The sequence below is a fragment of the Porphyromonas vaginalis genome (genome assembly GCF_958301595.1).
GTDB lineage: Bacteria > Bacteroidota > Bacteroidia > Bacteroidales > Porphyromonadaceae > Porphyromonas > Porphyromonas vaginalis.
This window is the reverse complement of record NZ_CATQJU010000001.1, coordinates 1,186,391-1,210,010: the sequence shown is the minus strand read 5'-3', so window position 1 is coordinate 1,210,010 and position 23,620 is coordinate 1,186,391. Positions and strand designations below refer to the sequence as shown.

At 53.3% G+C, this 23,620-nt stretch carries 18 protein-coding genes; 12 read left to right on the top strand and 6 right to left on the bottom strand.

Annotated elements, in window-relative coordinates; translation table 11 throughout:
- The first annotated feature begins 109 nt into the window (after positions 1-109).
- From Q2J34_RS04790 to Q2J34_RS04780, 3 genes are all read left to right on the top strand, one after another.
- Complete coding sequence (locus Q2J34_RS04790; RefSeq protein ID WP_300969413.1) at positions 110-1,078, top strand: ROK family protein; 969 nt, start codon at positions 110-112, stop codon at positions 1,076-1,078.
- 2 nt (positions 1,079-1,080) lie between these two features.
- Complete coding sequence (locus tag Q2J34_RS04785; protein WP_300969412.1) at positions 1,081-1,614, top strand: NUDIX hydrolase; 534 nt, start codon at positions 1,081-1,083, stop codon at positions 1,612-1,614.
- Between the two features lie 64 nt (positions 1,615-1,678).
- Positions 1,679-2,998 carry a replication-associated recombination protein A gene (locus Q2J34_RS04780; protein WP_300969411.1) on the top strand — a complete coding sequence of 440 codons (1,320 nt, stop codon included), beginning with the start codon at positions 1,679-1,681 and terminating at the stop codon, positions 2,996-2,998.
- Positions 2,999-3,323: 325 nt separating this feature from the next.
- Here Q2J34_RS04780 and Q2J34_RS04775 read toward each other — a convergent pair whose 3' ends face one another.
- A complete protein-coding gene (locus Q2J34_RS04775) occupies positions 3,324-4,931 on the bottom strand; it encodes a T9SS type A sorting domain-containing protein (protein ID WP_298887387.1) in 1,608 nt (535 codons plus the stop codon).
- A 385-nt stretch (positions 4,932-5,316) separates the two neighbouring features.
- On the opposite strand from Q2J34_RS04775, the gene Q2J34_RS04770 reads away from it, so the two are divergent.
- The gene (locus tag Q2J34_RS04770) at positions 5,317-7,803 is read left to right on the top strand and encodes an InlB B-repeat-containing protein (RefSeq protein ID WP_300969410.1); all 2,487 of its coding nucleotides are present in this window, start codon (positions 5,317-5,319) and stop codon (positions 7,801-7,803) included.
- 288 nt (positions 7,804-8,091) lie between these two features.
- Here the strand turns inward: Q2J34_RS04770 and nth are convergent, their stop codons facing one another.
- The 4 genes from nth to rpsA form a co-directional block, all read right to left on the bottom strand.
- A complete protein-coding gene (gene nth, locus Q2J34_RS04765; RefSeq protein WP_300969409.1) occupies positions 8,092-8,742 on the bottom strand; it encodes an endonuclease III in 651 nt (216 codons plus the stop codon).
- A 15-nt stretch (positions 8,743-8,757) separates the two neighbouring features.
- The gene (pheS, locus tag Q2J34_RS04760) at positions 8,758-9,783 is read right to left on the bottom strand and encodes a phenylalanine--tRNA ligase subunit alpha (RefSeq protein WP_300969408.1); all 1,026 of its coding nucleotides are present in this window, start codon (positions 9,781-9,783) and stop codon (positions 8,758-8,760) included.
- A 115-nt stretch (positions 9,784-9,898) separates the two neighbouring features.
- Positions 9,899-10,231 (bottom strand): T9SS type A sorting domain-containing protein, encoded by a 333-nt coding sequence (locus Q2J34_RS04755; RefSeq protein WP_300969407.1) that lies wholly within the window; start codon positions 10,229-10,231, stop codon positions 9,899-9,901.
- 878 nt (positions 10,232-11,109) lie between these two features.
- A complete protein-coding gene (gene rpsA / locus Q2J34_RS04750; RefSeq protein ID WP_298889673.1) occupies positions 11,110-12,906 on the bottom strand; it encodes a 30S ribosomal protein S1 in 1,797 nt (598 codons plus the stop codon).
- Positions 12,907-13,416: 510 nt separating this feature from the next.
- On the opposite strand from rpsA, the gene Q2J34_RS04745 reads away from it, so the two are divergent.
- Positions 13,417-14,055: a 50S ribosomal protein L25/general stress protein Ctc gene (locus Q2J34_RS04745; RefSeq protein WP_298889671.1), complete on the top strand. Its 639-nt coding sequence runs from the start codon at positions 13,417-13,419 to the stop codon at positions 14,053-14,055.
- Between the two features lie 171 nt (positions 14,056-14,226).
- Here the strand turns inward: Q2J34_RS04745 and Q2J34_RS04740 are convergent, their stop codons facing one another.
- The gene (locus Q2J34_RS04740) at positions 14,227-15,378 is read right to left on the bottom strand and encodes an IS4 family transposase (protein WP_300969083.1); all 1,152 of its coding nucleotides are present in this window, start codon (positions 15,376-15,378) and stop codon (positions 14,227-14,229) included.
- A 404-nt stretch (positions 15,379-15,782) separates the two neighbouring features.
- Between Q2J34_RS04740 and Q2J34_RS04735 the strand changes: the two genes are divergently transcribed.
- The 7 genes from Q2J34_RS04735 (at position 15,783) to Q2J34_RS04705 (ending at position 23,614) form a co-directional block, all read left to right on the top strand.
- Positions 15,783-16,364, top strand: a complete 582-nt coding sequence (locus tag Q2J34_RS04735) for a superoxide dismutase (protein ID WP_298886241.1) — start codon at positions 15,783-15,785, stop codon at positions 16,362-16,364.
- Positions 16,365-16,497: 133 nt separating this feature from the next.
- Entirely contained in the window at positions 16,498-17,496 is a 999-nt protein-coding gene (locus Q2J34_RS04730; protein ID WP_298886238.1) for a malate dehydrogenase, read from the top strand.
- Positions 17,497-17,750: 254 nt separating this feature from the next.
- Positions 17,751-19,268, top strand: coding sequence for a bifunctional phosphoribosylaminoimidazolecarboxamide formyltransferase/IMP cyclohydrolase (gene purH / locus Q2J34_RS04725; RefSeq protein ID WP_298886235.1), 1,518 nt, complete (start codon positions 17,751-17,753; stop codon positions 19,266-19,268).
- Between the two features lie 24 nt (positions 19,269-19,292).
- A complete protein-coding gene (gene mreB / locus Q2J34_RS04720; protein WP_298886232.1) occupies positions 19,293-20,315 on the top strand; it encodes a rod shape-determining protein in 1,023 nt (340 codons plus the stop codon).
- Positions 20,316-20,356: 41 nt separating this feature from the next.
- Complete coding sequence (gene mreC, locus Q2J34_RS04715; protein ID WP_298886229.1) at positions 20,357-21,232, top strand: rod shape-determining protein MreC; 876 nt, start codon at positions 20,357-20,359, stop codon at positions 21,230-21,232.
- On the top strand, positions 21,229-21,747 hold the full coding sequence (mreD, locus tag Q2J34_RS04710) for a rod shape-determining protein MreD (RefSeq protein ID WP_298886226.1): 519 nt from the start codon (positions 21,229-21,231) through the stop codon (positions 21,745-21,747). The genes mreC and mreD overlap by 4 nt, the downstream gene beginning before the upstream one ends.
- 10 nt (positions 21,748-21,757) lie before the next feature.
- Entirely contained in the window at positions 21,758-23,614 is a 1,857-nt protein-coding gene (locus Q2J34_RS04705; protein WP_298886223.1) for a peptidoglycan D,D-transpeptidase FtsI family protein, read from the top strand.
- Positions 23,615-23,620: the final 6 nt, after the last annotated feature.

The window sequence follows — 23,620 nt, the reverse complement described above, 5'->3', positions numbered from 1 at the left end:
ATATATGTAATAACAAAGTGGGCAATGCTAAGTTAGCGAGACAACTCCTCTAGAGAGACTGTCGAGCTACTAAGCATTGCCCACTCCTTATATTATATAGAGCAACAATATGTCACTATACTTAGGCATAGACATAGGTGGAACCAACACAGAGCTAGGCATCGTCGATGATGAGGGGCAAATAGTCGCCTCGCAGACGTTCTTGACGAAGCAAAACGGGAGCCTCTTCACTGACTACGTCGAGGCGCTGAGCCAGCAGATAGCACAAATGATCGCTAACTCGGGCCTAACAGACCAGGTCGTCGGCATAGGCATCGGAGCTCCGAATGCCAACTACTTCTCTGGTTGTATCGAAGAAGCTGTCAATCTACCCTGGGCTGGCATCAGTCCTATCGTCGCTGATCTATCGGCACGTACAGGACTACCCGTCGTCCTAGACAATGATGCCAATGCGAGTGCGCTCGGGGAGCATAGCTACGGCGTGGCGCGTGGGCTAGACCACTTTGTCGAGATAACCCTCGGCACAGGCGTAGGTAGCGGTATCTATGCCGATGGTCGCCTCATACGTGGTTACCAAGGCAAGGCTGGTGAGCTAGGACACCTAGCCGTCGGAGAGCCACATCAACTCTGCGGCTGTGGACGATACGGCTGTCTCGAAGCCTCTGTCGCAGCACCTGCCGTAGCACGACGTGCCGTGAGCCTGAAGAAGCTCTGTCTAGAACAAGGCATGTGGAGCGAACTCTGTGATATACCTGACGAAGAGCTGACCAGCAAGACTGTGGCAGAGGTAGCTCTAGCGACGGGCGACTCATTAGCGCGACAGGTCTTCGAGGAGACGGGAGAGATATTGGGACGCGCCTTGGCGCAGTTCGCTTGCTTCTCAGCACCGCAAGCTTTCGTCATCTTCGGTGGCGTAGCACGGTGTGGTGATCTGCTCCTACAGCCGGTGCGCAAAGCTTTTGACGAAGCACTACTCCACATCTACAAAGGCTCTATCCAGATCCTCCTCAGCTCACTCCCTAAGGGACAAGCGGCCGTACTGGGTGCAGCCTCGCTAGCTCGCGAACGGAACCTATAAGTATGAGCCAACGCGAGACCTTCGACTACTGTCCGCGCTGTGGTGCTGACCGCTTGGAGGCGCATGGTGTCAAGGCGCAGCACTGTCAGTGCTGTGGCTTCACCTACTACCACAACCCGAGTGCCGCGGTGGCCCTCCTCGTGCGGGATCTGCAGGGCAGGCTACTCGTGGCAACCCGAGGCAAAGAGCCCGCCAAGGGGACGCTAGACCTCCCAGGCGGCTTCGTCGACAAGGACGAGACAGGCGAAGAGGCAGCGCAGCGAGAGCTATGCGAAGAGAGCGGACTACGACTCCCCACGGAGCAGTTTGCCTACGCCTTCTCTCTGCCCAACAGCTACCTTTACAGCGACTTCCTCGTACCGACGCTAGATCTCTTCTACACGGTTCAGCTACCGAGCGAGATGCCTGCCGTACGAGCTCTGGACGACGTAGCGCAGCTCTGCTGGCTCACACCCGCAGAGATCGATCCGTCACGCTTCGGACTAATATCCATCCGCCGAGGCATCGCTCGCTACCTATCCTCCCTCGCGGACTGACCTTTCCCCTACAACAGTCAAAGGCCAACAGCCAAAGGCTAGTCTTTTTGTACATTTGCACTATATGTCAGTAGAGCAGATACCGCTAGCGGAGCGGATGCGTCCTAAGACGCTCGAAGAGTATGTCGGACAGTCTCACCTCGTCGGTGCGAATGCCCCACTGCGCGTTATGCTCGAGCGGGGACACATACCCTCCATGATCCTATGGGGACCGCCCGGCGTCGGCAAGACAACCCTAGCACGGCTTCTCTCGCAGATGATGCAGTGCCGCTGCTACAGTCTCTCGGCCGTAGGCTCAGGCGTAGCAGATGTGCGCAAGACTCTGCAGGAGGCCAAAGAGGCGCAGACTGGTCTCTTCTCACAGCATCAGGGACGACCCATCCTCTTCATCGACGAGATACACCGCTTCTCCAAGTCTCAGCAAGACTCCTTGCTAGCGGCCGTCGAGCAGGGCGTGGTCACACTCATCGGAGCTACGACGGAGAACCCCTCCTTTCAAGTAATCCGCCCGCTCCTCTCACGCTGTCAAGTCTTCGTCCTCAAGCCTCTAGAGCATAGCGACCTCTCGCAACTCATCGACCGCGTCTTCGCCACCGATCCGCTCTTCTCTCGCTACCAAGTAACCCTAGAGGGTGCCGACCGTGAGCTACTCATCCACCTCGCAGGCGGTGATGCCCGCAAGCTACTCAACCTCCTCGAGATGACCCTCTCGATGGCACTCGAGCAGCACCCCGACGAGACCACGGTACAGTTGACTGGCGAGACAATCGCCAGCGTAGCGCGCCAGCAGCCCGCCGCCTTCGATCGTGACGGCGAACTGCACTACGACATCGCCTCCGCATTCATCAAGAGCATACGAGGCAGCGATCCCGATGCAGCACTCTACTGGATGGCTCGCCTCATCGAAGGCGGCGAAGAGCCTCGCTTCATAGCGCGTCGTGTGGTCATCTCAGCAGCCGAAGACATAGGTTTGGCCAATCCGCAGGCACTCGTCGTAGCGCAGGCTGCTGCCGATGCGGTCGACTTCATCGGATGGCCCGAGGGACGCATACCGCTCGCTGAGGCAGTCGTCTACCTCGCTGGCTCGCCAAAGAGTAACTCCGCCTACCTCGCTATCGATGCCGCCCTCGCCAAGGTACGTGAGACGGGCAATCTGCCAGTCCCGCTACATCTGCGCAATGCACCTACTAAGCTCATGTCCGACCTCGGCTACGGTGTCGACTACCGCTACCCGCACGACTATCCCAAGCACTACACACGGCAGCAGTACCTGCCGGACGAACTCGTCGATGCGCAGTTCTACACGCCACAACAAGTAGGCCAAGCCGAGCGCACGCTCAGTAGCTACCTCGACTTCATCGATCAGCAGGAGGAGACTAAATAAATGAGCGACTGTCGACTCATCTCCGCAGATTCACTACGGAGTAATGAGACTATAAAACATGAAATCCACGTGGGGGGGGGCAAATCTCCACGTGGATATTTTTTACTCCCCACGTGTGGCATGGCGGTCTGGCGTTGACTACAAGATGGGCATCTACTCAGGGTCCAGCTTAATTCATCGCATAGGCCTGGACATGGGCTTTTCGGTCAACTTCTAGCGTCTAAAGAACTCTCTCTGACCCGAGTCAGCAGACAGCAGTCCCGCAGGGAGCACTACATCGCTGTAGACTCCTTGCGGGACTGGTTCGTTTTGTCAGAAACGTCTTCTAACGAATGAATCGTATGGTGCTAACGCCACGCTCCGTGACAACCTGACCGATGTAGAGGCCCTGAGCTAGGTCTGTCAGGGAGAGCCTTGAGGTAGCTGCCAGCGTGTAGCTGTCTAGTAGTCGACCGGCCATGTCATACAGATAGAGCGTACCCGTAGCAGGCTCTGAGAAGAGGAGTGCATCGCCCTGCCAGCGGATCGAGAGTCCGTTAGGCTGCAGCTCTACAGGAGCAACGCCTAGAGGCTGAGCGAGGAATTGCTTGTCAATACGTAGATACGCATTGCGACAGCTGTGCATCTCCGTCATATCTACCGCACAAGAGGCCAAGGTCTTGCCATCAGCAGAGATCGCGATGGACCCCATATCTGTTATGCTCTTTTGCTCCGTCTCATCATCAAGCGTGTAGGAGTAGGTAAAGAACTCAGACAGATCCTTACCTGTCAAACTTTTCAGGTACTCCAGCATGGTCATCTTCTTTCCATCTAGGTAAACTACGTAGGTACTGCGATCAGAGCGGCTTCGGCTACCATCGGGATTGCAGATCCAGCCACCATCATTAGTACGCCCGACCCCACCGAGACCATAAGCCTCTTTGATGTTGATCCGCTCAAGGCTACCATCAGCGACATTTAATGCACCTGGATAGGAGATGTTCGCATAGCCCTCACCAACCTCCTCTTGGATGGATATCATCCAGTACCCACTTGCAGGAGACATCATCTGCCAAGCGAGATTAACAGCGACACCCTTAAACACCTTGTCATACACTTCTAGCCAAGCGTCGTATGCCTTATTGAACTCAGCTTCTTGCTGGTTGTATAGGTCAGGATCTTTCTCATAGTCTGCCGTCACATAGTCTTCCCACTCAGGCTGGGGGCCAGGCAGTGGCGCATCTAGATTGTAGAGGAATGAGTCGCAAGGCGTGGAGCACTGGTACTGCCCCTGCTCATCCAGCTGCCAGAAAAGTGGTCTGTCAGAGCCATTGCGGGTATTTTGTCGACCTAGGATCTTCTTACCATCAGACGAGCAGAAGAAAGCCTGCGTGTAGTGAGGCTTGAGGCCTAGATAGTCTTTGTCCAGCACGGGGAGTGTCTTGATCGTCCAGGAGCCATCCTCACCCCGTGTGCCATAGATCGGAAGCGTCATGCTTGCTTGAGCATAAGTCGGGTCCATCAGATAACCTACGAGGAACTTAGCATCAGGAGTCACATAGACAGGTCTTACGTCAGGCCAGTTGCTCTCAGGAGTCTTGATCTCGTGTAGCTTCTCTTGTGCCATATTGTAGATAAAAGCACCAACCTCATCCTGAGCAACAAAGATCTCACCAGCATCAGAGACTGCGTAGATCATATACTTCTCAGCACCCGTCTCAGAGAGGAAGAGCGAGGTGGTGTCACGCTCTGTGTCGTAGCAAAAGGCTGTCGAGTTAGGGCTACCGCCGTAGATGTAACGCCCATTGGGGCTCGTACCATAGATGGAGAAGTTGCAAGCCTCAGCTGGTAGTGCCTTCGGCTCTTGCGTGATCTTACATCCTGTCTGCTGAGCGGCCAGTGCGTAGCTCAGAGCAAGGAGTAGGAGTAATGAAGATAGTAGTTTTCTTGTCATATCGTTTGAAACATTTAAGGGTTATAGTTGCCACAAAGCTAACATTCTTTTTCGAGAAAAGCAAGCCTCCCATGGAAGGTTCAAATCTCCACGTGGCGGCTACTTTTTCGAAGCAAAATCACATCGGGGCTTTGATGCCTTGTCTATCTCCTGTCAGCGGTGAATCTTCCTTCAGCACCCTCAAATAGAAATTAGCCCTCCGAACAGCCTCAAAAACAGAAATTGTCCTACAGTTGTTTTTCTCTTTACTTTTCATTACCTTAGCCCCTTGAGGAGAAGCAGGTAGATTTAAGCATCGTAGCTTCGCCCCCTTTTCCCCCTTGTGTAGCGACACAAACCCTTATAAATAGACAAATCAATCACTTACACTTAAACAGATACGCTTATGAAACGAATGTTATCTATCTTATCATTACTAGGTGCATTCCTGCTTTGGCCATTTATGGCGCAAGCGCAGGAGGTAACAGTAACCTTCGAACAGGTAGAGCACTGCACCATCACAGGCTTTTATGACAAAGGCGAATTGGTGGAACTCCATAGTGGGGATAAAGTGCCCCCCTACACAATGGTTATGTTTGTCGCAACGGCAGACGAGGGATATGAAGTTACGCACTACATCTTCAATGGAGAGGAAGTAGAGAATACTTCCTCTAAAGGTCTAACAAAGATGGTTTCAACGAATATGACAGTTTCAGCACGAGTAGTTCAGAAAGCATCTACAGCTTGTGTCATAACTGTCGAGCAGCCCGAGCATGGTACGATCGACCTATACAAGGGAACCAGTACGGATGATGAGGCCCTCAATTCTGGTGACCAAGTAGAGACTGGTAGTCTGATTACTATGGTGATCAATCCAAACGAGGGCTATAGGCTAGACCACTGGCTCATCAATGACAAGGTAGAGCCTAAGGAGGACTTTCGTCCTGCCAGGAAGACGATCACTATCTCAAAGGCTACAACCATCTCGGCTGTGCTCGTAGAGAGTGGCTATGTCGTCACCTACGAGCAACCAGCAAATGGTACGCTCACAGTGAAGACCGTCAATCCCGTCGCAGATGTACCCTCTGGTACGCGTGTCAAGGAGCAAGATCCCATCTCGATCCAGGCAACTGTCAATGAGGGCTATGAATTTAAGCACTACCTCATCAATGGCGAGAAGAGACTACCTAATGACATGCAGACTCTCTTGACTTACTATGTAGCTCCGAAAGAAGTGACAGCAGTAACCATCGAGGCGGTCATCGAGAAGAAGGCTGAAGCTAAGTCTTACGCTGTCACCATCGAGGAGCTAGAGAATGCATACCTAAAGGTAGAGTATGGTGGCTACTCATCTTCGACGAGAGTAAATAGTGGCGATCAAGTCCCCGAAGGGACAGAGCTTCGTGTCGATCTTTTCCTAGACGAGGGGTATGAGCTAGAACACTTCCTCGTTAATGGAGTGGCAACACCCTCAGAGAGTGAAGAGTTTCCAGGGATTAAGGTCGTCGTAACGGGACCTCTCACACTATCAGCCGTGGTCAAGAAGGAGGGTGCTACACCCGCAGAGAAAGTTCAGCTCTCAGTCCAGGAGGAGGGTGTAGGTGGCTATGCTACGGTTCAGTATCAGACACCTGGCAGCACCACTTGGGAGAGGCCAACTGAGGGTACCAACCCAACGTTAGACCTGCCTGTCGGTACGAAGGTAAGAGTCGAGGCAAACATCTCGATCACTGGAGCGACCGTCGCCTTCACACACAATGATAACCCAGTGGCTGCTGACCAGCTCACAGACGAGGGACTCACGTACGAGTTTACCCTAGAGGAGCCAGCTAATATCAAGGTTATCTTCACAGAGGGTGCCATAGGCTTTTACATCTACTACGATTGCGATAAGCATGCTACGATCACTGGTACAGCAGATGGTAAGCCCTTCGAAAATGGCGATAACATTGCTGCTGGCGCAAAAGTCGTACTGACCGTAACGCCTGAGGAAGGCTACGAAGTCAAGGATTGGCTTGATGCTGACTATAAGCTCATCCCAGGCTCTGAGGGCAAGAACCCTTACACCTTCACAGTAGATGGCTTTGCGATGGTATTTGCCGAGACCCAGAAAAAGACCACAGCTCTCATAAAGGTTAGCTCCGAGGGACCGATGGGATGCTCCCTTGAGACTACCTACGTTGAGCCAAAAGGTTCGGGCAACCCGCTAATGATCTTTAACGAGAAGCGCATCCCGCTAGGCAGTGACGTCACGGTAAAGGCGAAGTTCACCATAAGTGGAGACTATCAGGTGGTCTTCACAAACAATGGCCAGCCTGTACCTGCAGAGGCACTCTCAGAGGATGGCTTTGTCTATACCTTTAAGGCTGACAAGGATGCTGATATACATGCAGTCTTCTCCAAGAAGGCTGCTCCAGCAGTCGACTACACCATCACCCTAGAAGCTAGTAAGGGTGGTGCTGTCACAGCTATGGTAGACCAAGAGACTATCGAGAGTGGTGCTAAGGTACCCGCTGGTACCACGATCAAGGTGATAGCTACGCCAGATGAAGGCTACGAGATAGACGAGTGGTTTGTCGATGATGAGACCATCCCTACACCAGAAACAGGCTACTACTACTTCGACCTCAACAAGGACACCAAGGTCAAGGTAACCTTTAGGCTCTCTGTGGCTGTCGAGCAGCCGACACAGAACCAGCTCGTCGCTTACGTGACCAACGGCGGTACACGCCTCGAGATAGCTGGTGCTGCTGAGGGTGCTGAGGTACGTCTCTACGACTACACAGGTCAGCTACTCCTCGCTAGCACAGAGCATGCGCTCGACATCAGCGCACTACCTGCTGGTAGCTACATTGTCCTCGTCGGCAACTACACGACGCGCATCGTCAAGTAAGAGTAAACCGATGGTCCACTAGGGCCACAGCGCGACGCTCCTAATGAGACTGTTGCAAAAATCAACAGTCTCCTAATAGGAGACACAGCACTGTAATATATCACGAGGGAGACTCCCACATAGTAGCGGAGGTCTCCCTCGTAGTTTATGAACCCCTAGCAGATAGGGCGTACAAAGGTTATGTGAGACTGTTGCAAAAGTCAACAGTCTCTATGGAGCAGAGACTATAAGGCCTCGCTCTTCTCAGGGTATGCGATGGAGTTGCCTGTGGGCTACTTATGTATGTGCTTATTGCTTTTGGGAGGCTGTGGCATAGTGGCGACAGCAGTTGTGGAGGGTACACTCTGCACAGAGTGGCTTGCGCGCCTTGCAGATGTAGCGTCCCAGCAAGATGAGCTGATGATGCGCACGTATGAGTTGTGCCTGTGGGATGCGCTTGACGAGTGCTTGCTCGACCGCTAAGGGCGTCGTAGCATGTGAGGAGGCAAGCCCGATGCGCTTAGCTACACGGAAGACGTGTGTATCGACCGGCATCGCTGGCGTCTCAAAGCAGACGGCTAGCATCACGCTAGCACTCTTGCGTCCTACGCCTGGGAGCGCCTCTAGCTCTTCGCGCGTTGAGGGAACGATGCCGTGATGCTCCTGGACGATCCGCTCGGAGAGCCCGATGAGGTGCTTCGCCTTATTGTTTGGATAGCTGACGCTCCCCATGAAGGCTAACAGATCATCGACCGAGGCGCGCGCCATCGCTTCGGGCGTCGGGTAGTGCGCCATAAGCTGCGGCGTCACCATATTGACCCGCTTGTCGGTGCACTGTGCCGAGAGCACGACCGCTACGAGTAGACTGAAGGGGTCGTGGTAGATAAGCTCCGTATCGGCATCGGGATAGAGCTGTGCAAGCCCCTCCAGTGCCAGGCGGTAGCGTTCGTCGAGCGTCACGTCGTTGAGCAGCCTTTAGAGTGGTGTAGTGTGTGCGGTAAACTGCGAGAGGAAGTCTAGGTTGTTTTCCGAGAAGTAGCGCAGATCCTTGACATTGTACTTGAGGTTGGCAATGCGCTCCACACCTAGTCCGAAGGCGTAGCCACTATAGACGGAGCTATCGATGCCACAGTTCTCCAGCACGTTAGGATCGACCATACCGCAGCCCAAGATCTCGACCCATCCAGTATGCTTGCAGAAACCACACCCCTCGCCATGGCACAAGCCGCACGAGATATCCATCTCCGCACTCGGCTCAGTAAAGGGGAAGTAGGAGGGGCGCAAGCGTATCTGCGTATCGGCACCAAAGAGCGACTGAGCGAAGAAGAGCAAAGCCTCTCGAAGATCGGCATAGCTCACGTTGCGGTCGATGTATAGACCCTCGATCTGGTGAAAGAAGCAGTGAGCACGCGCCGAGATAGCCTCGTTGCGATAGACTCGCCCAGGGCAGAGGACGCGTATAGGCGGCTCTTGGCTCTTCATGACACGCGTCTGCACGGAGGAGGTGTGGGTGCGGAGGAGTATATTGCTCTTGTGATCCACAAAGAAGGTGTCCTGCATGTCTCGTGCGGGATGGTCTGGCGGGAAGTTGAGCGCCTCAAAGACGTGCCAGTCATCCTCCACCTCAGGTCCCTCAGCTATGCTAAAGCCCATCCGCTCGAAGATGTTACAGATCTCCTCCTGTATGAGCGTGAGCGGGTGACGCGAGCCTTGTGGATAAGGTACGGCGGGACGGGTCAGATCGATCGTCTGCTGCACCGACTGCGTCGCAACAGAGGATAGGAGCTCCTTGATGCGTGCGGAGGCTTCTTGTTTGAGCTCATTGAGTGTTGCTCCTAGCTGTCGCTTCTCCTCGGGGGGAAGCTGACGAAAGGCCTCAAAGAGCTGGGTGATGCGTCCTTTTTTACCTAGATAAGCTATGCGTAGTTGCTCGGCCTCTTCGGGTGTAGAGGCTGCGAGGTTGGAGAGTGCTGATTGAAGTTGCTGGATTTGATCAAGCATAGGATAGGATATATTACAAGAGAGCTATCCTCCACGTGAGTCTGGCTAACGATAGCACAGCACGACGCGGATAGCTCTCGACGAGTGGGCTACATGAATAGCTTTAGTAGTCGGATTAGCGTATGACCACTTTGAGTGTATAGGTCTCTCCCTGCACGACAAGACGCACGAGGTATACACCTGACGGCAAATGCTCGTTGCGTACCTCCTGTCCCATGACATTAAAGACCTGCATCTGCTCATACTCGCAGAGCGGTATGATAGACCCGTCACGCACCTCTACCTGAGGGGCAGACTGGTCGATGCCTAAGGCTTGCGCTGTCACCATGGTGAGAGGCTGGTCGGAGAGCTGCTCGGCGGCTACGCACTGATCACTAGCGAATGCCCCACAAGGCAGTAGTAGAGCGCAAACGACGAGGGTATATAGAGTATGTAGTAGTTGCTTCATAAGCATATAGTCACTAGTAGTAGTGGCAAATATACAAACAACTTTTGAGATAGCGGTCAAAACCGAAGCTTTTATTCAGGCTGACGCATTATAATGAGACTATTGCAAAAGTCAACAGTTTCACAATCTCGCTTGCAAGATTGTCTAGACTTTGCAGAAAGGATGAAGCGCAAGACGCTGAGAGTGAGGTCTGAGGGGGCATACATCCGTATGTGACCGAAGCCGAATCCCGAAAGCAACACAGCGATTCGCCTTTATGCAACAGTCTCTATAATCGCTCTGTCAGAAGCTACCCATTAGCGACCAGCGAGGGAATAGATGTGTGCACTATATATAATAATGTGTCAACCATGGATTGGCTGTTAGCTCTTGGCTGTTGGCTGTTAGCTATCGGAACCATCTGAGCTATCAGAGTGATCGGACCTCTAATCTCTAACTTCTAATCTCTAACCTCTAATTTCTATTTACATATCTTTACGGGGAAATTCGTCCGATCCCCTCCTTTCTCGAATATCCACGTGGGAAATCTCAAATCTCCACGTGGATGTTTTTTATTTTCCACGTGGAGGCGATTCATTTCTTCCGAAGTTTCATTTCATTCCTCCGAAGTTTCATTTCATTCCTCCGAAGAATTTTTTATTCTCCACGTGGAGATTTTGAAATATCCACGTGGAAATCACTTTTCCCCGACAAGACACCGTATTGATATGTAGTCGACTTTAAATTATTGTAATAAGCCAGCGGCGTCAGACTTCCTTAGATCAGTACATACTAGATATGAAGAGAGGTGACGTCCCGACGGGTCATCACCTCTCTTCGTTATTTATTATGGATAGGGTCAGAGGGTGCTAAGCACCGCTCAGGTCCTCCACTATCTATTACTCAGCGCTCTCTAGACGCTCCTTGAGAGCAGCTAGCTCGTCAAGGTCTCCTAGGGTAGCACGCTCTACGCTCTGCTGTGTAGCAGCGACAGCGGCAGCGTCACGTACCTGCTGGTTGCGCTCTTCTGTAGCAGCCTGACGACGCTCTGCACGCTCAGCATCCTCGTGGATACGGCTGTGAGAGACGATGATACGCTGCATCTCGGGGTTGAAGTCGAGGATCTTGAAGGGGAGCTTCTCGTCTACAGCGACGCTAGTGCCGTCCTCCTTGATGAGGTGCTTAGGCGTAGCAAATGCCTCGACACCGTAAGGTAGTGCGATGGTGGCACCCTTCTCGTTCATACGAACGACTGTACCCTCGTGGATAGAGCCGATGGTGAACTCCTTAGCGAACTCGTCCCAAGGATTCTCCGTAACCTGCTTGTGACCCAGGCTGAGACGACGATTCTCCTTGTCGATCTCCAGTACCTGTACCTCGATCATCTGACCAACCTTGACAAACTCGTTGGGGTGCTTGACCTTGCGCGTCCAAGAGAGGTCGCTGATGTGGATCAGGCCATCGATACCCTCGTCGAGCTCAACGAAGACACCGTAGTTGGTGAAGTTGCGTACGCGCGCCTCGTGGTTAGACCCAACGGGGAAGCGCTGCTCGATGGTCTCCCATGGATCGGGCTTGAGCTGCTTGAGACCGAGGCTCATCTTGCGATCCTCGCGGTCGAGCATGAGGACGACAGCGTCTACCTCCTGACCTACGGTGAGGAACTCCTGAGCACTGCGTAGGTGCTGCGTCCAGGACATCTCGCTGACGTGGATCAGTCCCTCGACACCTGGGATCACCTCTACAAATGCGCCGTAGTCAGTGATGACGACGACACGGCCATGGATGATGTCACCCTCCTTAAGGTTAGGATCGAGGGCATCCCATGGATGTGGCATAAGCTGCTTGAGACCGAGAGCGATACGTGTCTTCTCCTCATCAAAGTCGAGGATGACCACGTTGATCTTCTCATCGATAGAGACCACCTCAGAGGGATCTCCGATACGACCCCAAGAGAGGTCGGTAATATGTATCAGACCGTCTACGCCACCGAGGTCGACGAAGGCACCATAAGAGGTGATACCCTTGACGACACCCTCGAGGACTTGACCCTTCTCGAGCTTGGAGATGATCTCCTTCTTCTGCTGCTCGAGCTCTGCCTCGATGAGGACCTTGTGCGATACGACTACGTTGCGATACTCGGGGTTGACCTTGACGATCTTGAACTCCATCGTCTTGTCGACAAATGCGTCGTAGTCCTTGATAGGACGTACGTCGATCTGTGAGCCAGGTAGGAATGCCTCGACGCCAAAGATATCGACGATCATACCGCCGTTGACACGGCTCTTGATGTAGCCCAGGATGACCTCGTCGTTCTCCTGAGCAGCTGCGATCTTCTCCCAAGCACGAGCTGCACGCGCCTTGCGGTGAGAGAGCTGTAGCTGACCGAAGCGATCCTCCTTGCTCTCGACAAGTACCTCAACCTCGTCGCCGACCTTGAGATCCTTGTTGTAGTTAAACTCGTTGGCAGAGATGATACCTGCACTCTTGTAGCCGATGTTGACTAGTACCTCGCGCTTGCTGATAGACATGACCTTACCCATGACGACCTCGTTTTCTTTGATCGTCGTCAGAGTCTTGTCATAAATCGCCTCGCGCTCTTTGCGCATCTCTGGAGAGATGTCAGTGTCCTGTGCGTAGCCAGACCAGTCGAAGTCTGCGAGTGGCTGGATACGATCTGTTGGATTGTTACTCATTTAGTAAGTTGTGGTGATTTAATAGGTAAAACTGTATGTATAGTTACTCTGTACAATGGCGCAAAGGTACAAAAATCTTATCTAATAACTAGTTGAGACGTTGCATAAAGGCGAATCGCTGTGTTGCTTTCGGGATTCGGCTTCGGTCACATACGGAGGTATGCTCCCTTCAGACCTCACCCTCAGCGCCTTGCGCTTCATCCTTTCTGCAAAGTCAGGACAATCTAGATTGTGAGACTGTTGACTTTTGCAACAGTCTCTAGTTGCGCGATCGATGATCTGAAATTCTTTGTCGCTGATTGGTAGAATATTCGTACCTTTGCGGACGGTTTTCCTATGAATCCAATTGTACACCCCCTCTTGCGTGATGGGGATCTTTGGTCTCTAACGGAGCCGACGAGGCGTCTGATGCGACTGTCTGACACCCGTCACAGAGGCTCTGAGTAGTGCACCACAGTGTAATGGGAGATTAGCGAGACTAATTTTGAGTAACACTAACTATTTGTACTAATGAAGCATTTTAATCTCAGCGCCACCGTGCGCAAGGCCGACCAGCTCGGCAAGAAAGCTACCAAGGGGCTCCGTCGTGAGGGGCTCGTACCTGTAGTCCTCTACGGAGGTAGCGAGACACAGCATCTCATCGTCAAGACTGACGACATCAACAAGCTGATCTACACGCCAGACATCTATCTCATCGAGCTAGACATCGAGGGCAAGCAGGTCAAGGCTGTACTCAAGGATGTACAGTTTCACCCAGTAAGCGACAAGACGCTCCACGCAGACCTCTACGAGGTGAGCGAGGACAAGCCTATCGTCATGAGCGTACCAGTCGTACTCGATGGTCACGCTGTCGGTGTTAGAGCTGGTGGTAAGCTGGTTCGTGAGAAGCGCAACCTACGCGTACGTGCCGTCTATGACAAGATCCCTGAGAACCTAGTTATCGACGTAACTAACCTTAAGCTCGGCAAGACGATCCAGGTTCACGAGCTATCCTTCGAGGGTCTCGAGCTTGTAGACGCTCCACAGGCTGTCGTGTGCGGTGTCAAGCAGACACGTGCTGCTCGTAGCAAGGATACTGCTGCAGCTGAGTCTGAAGAGACCGAGGAGGAGGGCAGCGAGCACGCTGAGGAGCACCAGGACGCTGAGTAATACCTCGGTGCATCAGACCTCATACCTAAGGCGTTTCATGCAGTACGCCTAAAGAGGTCTAGCCTCAGATCAATAGTGTCCTAAACGTTTTTTGCGGGCGATGGGTGTAAGATAGCTGTCAAGCGGGTCAATCGCCCCTTGACATTTGCTGTAAAAACGGGGGTATCCCCCCTATGCTATTTCGGTCTCGTCTGGAGGCGGTGAAAACGGCTCATTTATCCACTGAAAGAGGCCGATTTTGGTGAACGTGTTGAGTCTCAAGGATGCTGTTAAATTGGAGAGACACCAGGGGTGTTTTGCTATTCGCTTGAGATATTGAAGTAAGAGAATCGTAATCAGAGCCGTCCAAATCTGAATCTCGACAGCGTTTTGAGAAGTTCCCAGAAAACTCTTGATATGCAGGTTTTGCTTGAGGTTTCTAAAGAAGATCTCAATCTTCCAACGTGAGCGATATAGCGCTGCAACAGTACTGGCTGCATGCGTAAAGTCATTGGTATACAAGTCAATCGTGTAACCTCCTTGAACATTGTAGATGCCTATTCTACGAATCTTCTTAGGGTACTTGCTCGCTGTCTCTACACCTGTCAGTCTCACCTCTTCATCTATCAGTATCTCTTGAGATGTCGTATCAGGCAAATCTCTCTCCCTTATTGACTCAAATTGGATGTTGTCTCTTCCTCTGACGATGAAAATCACACCTGTGCTGTCCCAATGATTCAGAAGCTCAGTATCGCTGTAGATTCGATCAGCTACAACGATGGTTCCTCGGGCAAAGGGGAGCTTTTTGGCAATCGTATTGTCGGCTCCCTTGCCATTGCTTATACAGACGAATTCAGGCAGAAGTGTCTCAAAATCAAGCACTGTATGCATCTTGACGGCTCCTTTCGTATGAGTATAGAGAGCCCAGTCATACATACTGAGACATAGGGACATTAGGGTTGAGTCTAGAAGACAAACCTTCGCCTTCAGCCGTTTCTTTATCTGCTTGAGATCTCCGTGCTGTCCCAAATATTGGAAGAGTGCATAAAAGACATCTTGGAAGAATTGGGAACTCCTATTGGCGTTTTGGTAACTGATGTTGGATTTGGAGGGAGCTCGTGATAGACCTAGGTGGTTGAGATTGCCCGTGGCAGATTGTAGCCCCTCTGAGATTTGACGTAGCGACACGCTACTCGAGAATTGGCTGAAGATCATAGTCACCAAATGGCTCCACGAGTTAAAGCCTTTTGCATGCTTGTCTGTGCCATGCTTCTTGACTAATCGTTGGATGATTTCTCGAGGTATGAGTCGGATTACTTGTGCGAATAGTGTTATATTTGCCATTGAAAAGGGTGGTTTGTGACAGCTCTCACTAGCTGTGTTTTTCTTCTCAATTACAAACCTACCCTTTTCTCTTTATCCTGCAAAACGTTTAGGACACTATTGGCCTCAGATAGACATTTGATCGTCTAGTAAAGAGAGCCTACAGTCCGCAGAGGATTGTAGGCTCTCTATATATTTAGAGATTAGAGGTTAGAGATTAGAGGTTAGAAGCTAGAGCGTGTGACGATTTGCGGGAGATCCCTTTGAGGGGACTTGCAGTTGTAACTCTTTTTATATACCTTTGTGATGTTGTCTAGGATGGTAGCTCTAATAGAGACTGTTGACTTTTGCAACAGTCTCTAATAGCATGAGCTGCGAGACTAGAGAACGCATTTGTAACACTTAATATAAACAGATAAAGCAACATGACACACGAACTAATAAAGCTCCCCTATGCAAACGACGCTCTTGAGCCAGTAATCAGCGCTGAGACGATCCAGTATCACCACGGCAAGCACCTCAAGGGCTACGTAGATACACTTAATAAGCTACTCCCCGACTCTGACCTAAAGGATGCCTCTCTAGAGGATATCGTCCGCAAGGCTGAGGGCAAGCTGTACAACCAGGCTGGTCAGGTGATGAACCACAACATGTACTTCCTCCAGTTTGCGCCCAACGCTGGTGGTCAGCCCGAGGGCAAGCTCGCTGAGGCTATCAAGCGTGACTTCGGCAGCTTTGAGGAGTTTCAGAAGGCTTTCAACGATGCCTGCACCTCACTCTTTGGCTCAGGCTGGGCTTGGCTAGCTTGTGATAACCAGGGCAAGCTCTCGATAGAGAAGGAGCCAAACGCTGGCAACCCACTACGCAAGGGACTTAAGCCTCTGATGTGCTTCGACGTATGGGAGCACGCTTACTACCTAAGCTATCAGAACCGCCGTGCCGACCACGTCAAGGATCTCTGGTCTATCATCGACTGGAAGGAGGTCGCTCGTCGCTACGAGGCTTAGTAAGGTAACACTCTAGTGGAGAGATCGGGAGCTAGTGCGTACGACCTTTTGCAGGTTAGGTGACCAGCTCTCGATCTTTTCCCATTCTAGACAGGAGATCGCGTATCAATCACTTCAACAAGTATAAGACACTATGAGTTTCGTAACACAAGACAAGCTGGTCCTCATCGGCGCTGCCGGTATGATCGGATCAAACATGGCACAGACGGCTGCCATGATGCGTCTCACCCCAAACATCTGCCTATATGACCCCTACGCTAAGGGACTCGAAGGAGTCTGGGAGGAGATGCGTCACTGTGGCTTCGATGGAATCAATCTAACCTTTACCTCTGACATCGCTGAGGCTCTGCAAGGAGCTAAGTATATCGTATCTTCTGGTGGCGCACCTCGTAAGGAGGGCATGACCCGCGAAGATCTCCTCAAGGGGAACTCCGAGATAGCCGCTGAGCTGGGACGCAATATCAAGAAGTATTGCCCCGATGTAAACCATGTGGTCATCATCTTCAACCCTGCAGACATCACGGGTCTAGTCACGCTGATACACTCAGGCCTGAAGCCTTCACAGGTGACCACTCTTGCTGCGCTCGATAGCACACGTCTGCAGAGCGAGCTAGCTAAGCACTTTGGTCTCCAGCAGAGTCAGGTGACGAATACACGCACCTATGGTGGTCACGGTGAGCAGATGGCTGTCTTCGCCAGCACAGCTCGCATCGATGGCAAGCCTCTGACGGAGCTCATCGGCACCGATCGCCTCACGCATGATCAGTGGGCAGCGCTCCAGCAGCGTGTCATCAAGGGCGGTGCCAACATTATCGCACTACGTGGTCGCTCCAGCTTCCAGAGCCCTGCGTACGTCTCCATCGAGATGATTCGCGCAGCTATGGGCGGTGAGCCCTTCCGCTGGCCCGCAGGGTGCTTCGTCAATGACCATCGCTACAAGAATGTGATGATGGCACGTGAGACGACCATAACTCGTGAGGGCGTAACCTACAAAGAGGTCAAGGGTCTACCCGAAGAGGAGGCTGCTCTAGACAAGAGCTACAAGCATCTAGAGGGTATGCGCGAGCAGATCATCGAGATGGGCGTCATACCTCCCGTTGCCGAGTGGCACACGATCAATCCGAACCTATAAAGTTTCGCAGAGACGGTCTGACAAGACGATAACTCCCCCTTTGGTCTAGGGGTGAGAATAAATAATGAGCGGTCACGTGAAGGCTTAACATCTTCACGTGATCGCTTTTTTCTAAAGAACAGCTAGCAAAAAGCTCTCTTTATCCGCTCTTTTTACTACCTTTGTAGCTACTGTAGCTATGACCGAGATCTGGCTCTTCTCAGAGGCTACCTAGGAGAGCTGCTATTCACCCTATACCACACGCCACAAGCACTATGACCACAAGACCTATCCGGCGAGCCCTCATATCAGTCTACCACAAGGAGGGCATCGATCGCATCGCACGTATACTACATGCTGCCGAGGTAGAGATCGTCTCCACAGGAGGTACTCAAGAGTATATCGAGTCGCTCGGGATACCCTGTACTCCAGTAGAGGCTCTGACCGCTCTACCCGCTATACTCGGAGGACGTGTCAAGACGCTCCACCCAATGATCTTCGGAGGTATCCTCGCACGGCGAGACAATGCGCATGACGAGGAGCAGGTGGCGCAGTATGCCCTTCCCCTGATAGACCTTGTCATTGTGGACCTATACCCCTTTGCTGAGACGGTCGCTAGTGGTGCTAGTGAGGAGGAGATCATTGAGAAGATCGACATAGGTGGCATCTCCCTCATACGTGCTGCGGCAAAGAACTACCGCGACGTACTCATCTGCTCGCATCGTGATCAGTACGATGGGCTCATAGAGCTATTGGAGCGTGACGGATGTACCACAACGCTCCCCGAGCGGAGGAGCTATGCACTGCGCGCCTTTGAGGTGACGGCGACCTACGATAGTGACATCTTCAACTACTTTGACGCAGGTGCTCACACGGCACTCCATCTCTCGGGGCGCAACCCACGAGTCCTACGCTATGGCGAGAACCCTCACCAGATGGGCTTCTACTACGGCGACCTAGATCACTACTTTGACAAACTACAGGGCAAAGAGCTATCCTACAACAATCTGCAGGATCTAGACGCTGCTGTGCATCTCATACAGGAGTTCGAAGCACCGACCTTTGCCGTGCTCAAGCATACGAACCCGTGCGGTATAGCTTCACGAGAGACAATCTCGGAGGCTTGGCAAGCAGCTTATGAGGCAGACACGGAGTCAGCCTTCGGCGGCATCCTAGTGGCAAATAGAGCGATCGACAAGGAGACGGCAGAGCAGATCTCACACATCTTCTTTGAGGTACTCATCGCGCCAGACTTTGACACCGAAGCTTTGCAGATATTGGGTGAGAAGTCAAAGCGCATCCTCCTGCTACAGAAAGCTCCCCTACCAGACCTAGACAGCATCCGCACAGCTGCGGGTGGCTACCTAGTGCAGACGCCTGACGTCCTCTCCGAGCCGGTCGTCTACACCTCTGTCACGGAGGCTACGCCCACCGAAGATGAGATGGCCGACATACGTATGGCTGAGAGCATCGTCAAGTACTGCAAGAGCAATGCTCTGGCTATAGTCCGTGACAGCCAGCTCCTAGCGACAGGCATCGGTCAGACTTCTCGTGTCTCAGCACTCAGACAGGCGATCCAGAAGGCGCACACCTTTGGCTTTGACCTCAAGGGGGCTGTCCTGGCGAGCGACGCCTTCTTCCCCTTCCGTGATTGTGTGGATCTAGCAGCCGCCGCGGGCATCACGGCGATCGTACAGCCTGGCGGATCGATACGAGACCAGGAGAGCATCGACGCATGCAACGAGCAGGGCGTCGCCATGGTGACGACAGGTATTCGCCACTTTAGACATTAATCATTAGTCACAACCAAACGATATATGGGACTATTCAAACTACGACAAGAATTAGCTATTGACCTCGGTACAGCTAATACGATTATAATGAAGGATGGGAAGATCGTCTTTGACGAGCCCAGTGTCATCGCCTTCGATCGGCGCAACGATGAGGTGATCGCCGTAGGTACGAAGGCGCGAGAGATCTATGAGAAGGGACACGAGTACATACGCTCCGTGCGTCCTCTCAGAGATGGTGTCATAGCAGACTTTGACGCAGCCGAGAAGATGATCCGAGGCATGGTCAAGCAGATCAATAAGAAGTCGCACTCGCTCTTCTCCCCCTCGCTACGTATGGTGGTCAGCGTGCCTTCGGGCAGTACGGAGGTGGAGATACGCGCCGTCAAGGACTCAAGCGAGCACGCTGGCGGTCGTGACGTCTACATGCTCTATGAGTCGATGGCGGCTGCTATTGGCATCGGCATAGACGTCCTCGCCCCTGAGGGCAACATGGTCGTGGATATAGGCGGTGGTACGACCGAGATAGCCGTCATCTCGCTCGGCGGTATCTCCTCAAAGCAGTCGATACGTGTAGCTGGCGACGAGTTCACCCACGACATCATGGAGTACATGCGCCAGAAGCACAATGTACGTGTCGGTGAGCGTACCGCAGAGCAGATCAAGATCGAGGTAGGTAGCGCCCTAGCTGAGCTAGACAACGCTCCCGAAGACTTTGTCGTCACGAGTGCCGACCTGATGGACTCACTGCCACGACAGATCAGTGTCTCCTATCAGGAGATCGCCCAGTGCCTCGACAAGTCTATCGTCAAGATCGAGAGTGCTATCCTCAAGACGCTCGAGAGTACACCTCCTGAGCTCTACTCCGATGTGACACAAAACGGCATCTCTCTGACAGGCGGTGGCGCCCTACTACGCGGTCTCGCCGAGAGACTGACACGTCGCTTCGCGATACAGTTCAACGTCCCCGAGGATCCACTACGCGCTGTGGCTATGGGTACCGACAAGGCACTCAAGAATGTAGATAGTTACAACTTTCTCATTCACTAAAGGTCAGTCCGTGGCGCTATAAGTAGTAATAAAAGACAGCAATGCGTCGTCTCCTCGAACTCCTTCGTGCTAACCTGCACTGGGTGCTCCTAGTGGTGTGTGAGGCGATCGCCTTGCTCCTACTCTTTCATGGCAGTCTCTACCACTCATTCGTGGGAGCGGCTGCCAGTTCGTCTGTCGTGGGGAGGATTCACACCGAGGGCGCCCGCTGGCGCTCCTACCTCTCGCTACAGCAGGAGAACCAGCAGCTCACGGCACAGCTGGCAACGCTCGAAGGGCGCTACCTCTCCCTACAGAGGCAGTTCGAGTACCTCCTCGCAGACACCGTAGTGCCACAAGTGCTGACGCCATTAGACTCCTTAGACACGATTGTCCGAGAGGATCCCAGCTTTACCTTTGTGACGGCACGCGTCGTCAGCCTGACCTATCTCAAGGCAAACAATATGATGACCATAGATCGTGGCTCTCGTGACGGCATCAAGCCCAATATGGGTGTCGTCTCCCAGAGCGGTGTCGTAGGCATCGTCGCTCAGGTGGGACCTCGCTACGCTACGGTCGTACCGCTCATCAACGAGAGCCTAACCCTCAGCTGTATGACCCTCCGCGAGGGGCATGTAGGAGATCTCTCGTGGCGACAAAAGCTCTCCCCCACGGAGAGCATCGTACGGGGCTTGCCCAAGCATGCGCATCTCGCCGTCGGCGATACGATCGTGACGAGTGGCTACTCCGCCATCTTTCCCCCAGGCATGATGATCGGCAGGCTAGAGGGCGATGGCGCCGAGGGCTCTCGTATCACCTATCGTAAGGAGCTACCGGTACTCCTGGCGACAGACTTCGGACAGCTACACTACGTCTATGTGATAACGGGAGGCAATACGATCAATCTAGAAGAGCAAGCGAGCAGAGAGGAGCTATGAGACTACAGATGATATGGACGACCCTAGGCATCGTACTGCTGGTACTGCTGCAGGTAGAGGTCTTTAACTACATACAGCTCTTTCGCTATGCGACCCCCTCGGTCTATCTCTTTGCGCTGCTACTCTTTAGCGTAGACACTCCGAGAGAGTGGCTCACGCTCATCGGAGCGCTCGTTGGTCTCTCCGTCGACCTCCTCAGTGGCACCCCTGGACTGCACATGGCCGCCTTGACACTCGTCGGCTTCCTGCGCAACTACCTCCTAGCACCCGTCGTAGACATTGAGAGCAACCTACGCCGCGCTCCCTCCATGCGCATACATGGCTGGGGCATCTGGCTTGTCATCCTTGAGATGGTAGCGATACATCAGTTTGTCCTCTTCACGCTAGACTCTCTAGGCGGCTTCGACTGGGAGTACTACGCTCTGCGGCTGGGTAGCAGCTTGCTCCTGACCTATCTCATCATGATGATCCTGCAGATGCTCTTCCTAGAGCACCTGCCACGGCATCAGAGCTAGCGGATCAACTATGGAGCGTCCACGTCATCGACTACGCATCGCTGTCCTCCCGCTGATCGCCATAGGCATCGTCGTGCTATACGTCATACGCCTCGGCTACCTGCAGCTCGTCAGCTCTGAGTACAAGGAGCGCGCTATGCGCAATGCCCTTTACGAAGAGGTCATCTTCCCCGATCGAGGCGTCATCTATGACCGCAAGGGGACACTCCTCGTCTACAACGAGCCTGCCTACGACCTCCTCGTCACCACCAAAGAGCTCGCCGACACCCTTGATACACCTCTGCTGGCCAACCTCCTGCACACCTCCGAGACAGAACTACAGGAGCGCATGGCTGCACTGCGAGACCGCTCCATCAATCCCGGGTACTCGCCCTTTACACCGCAGCTCTTCTGGTCACAGCTCACCAGCGAGGAAGCGGGATTCATACAGGAGCAGCTCTTCCGTCTACCAGGCTTCACACTCCGTCCCCGAGCTGTACGTCGCTCCGACCAGCCCAATGCCGCCCTGCTACTCGGCTACCTAGGCGAGTCCAGCCCCGAGGAACTCAAAGCCGACAGCACCCTCGCACTCGGTCAGTACGTCGGCAAGAGCGGCGTGGAGCGAACCTACGACAAAACCTTGCGGGGGCACAACGGAGTCAACCTCCTGCTCCGAGATGCTCGTGGTAGGATCCAAGGAAGCTACAACGACGGAGCCGACGACATAGAGGCGATCCCAGGCGAAGACCTAACCCTCAGCATCGATATAGGGTTGCAGAGCCTAGGCGAAAAGCTCCTGCAGGGCAAGCGGGGTGCCATCGTCATGATCGAACCCAAGAGTGGCGAAGTGCTCTGTCTTGTCTCATCGCCCTCTTACGACGTGCGACTGCTGCAAGGCAAGAGCCTAGGCAAGGCGCATCAGCAGCTCGTACTACAGGAGGGCAAGCCACTCTTCAACCGTGCCATCATGGGTACCTATCCCCCAGGCTCTACCTTCAAGCCCGCCATGGGTGCCTTGATGCTTCAGGAGCATCTCGTCACCACCTCCACGCTCCTCTCCTGCGCTCGGGGCTATCCTCGTATGCGTGGACGACCCGCCTGCCACGGACACGCCTCTCCGCTCAACCTGCGTAGTGCCCTGACCACCTCCTGCAATGCTTACTTCTGCTGGGGACTGCACTTCCTTCTAGACGACCGCAAGCGCTACCCCAGCGTGCAGGATGCACTCAATAAGTGGCGAGACTATATGGTAGACTTTGGCTTCGGATACAAGCTCGGCATTGACCTAGCAGGCGAAAACCGTGGCTTCATACCCAACAGCTCCGTCTACGACCGCGTATATAGTCGCTGGAACTCCTCCACCATCATCTCCCTCTCCATCGGTCAGGGCGAGGTGCTCCTCACGCCGCTACAGATGGCCAACCTCGCTGCCATCATCGCCAATAGAGGATACTACTACAAGCCCCACGTCGTCCGCAAGATCGAACACACCCCTCTAGACTCCATCTATAGGACGCCCCACCATACGGTCGTGTCGCCAGCCTACTGGGAGGAGATCGCACAGGGGATGCATGGTGCCGTCCTAGCGGGTACCTGTCGTCGGGCAAACTTCGCCCCAGGCGAAATCAACGTATGCGGTAAGACCGGCACCGCCGAAAACCGCTTTGGCAAAGACCACTCCGCCTTCATCGGCTTCGCACCCCTCGAAGACCCTAAAGTAGCCATCAGCGTCTACGTCGAGAACGGAGGCTTCGGAGCCACCTACGGCGTACCCATCGGGCGCGTCATGATGGAGTATTACCTACGCGATGGCGAGCTATCGGGAGCCTCCCAAGCCATTGCAGAGCAGATCAGCCGACAAAAGATCCTCTACACACACGACACCTAAGAATCA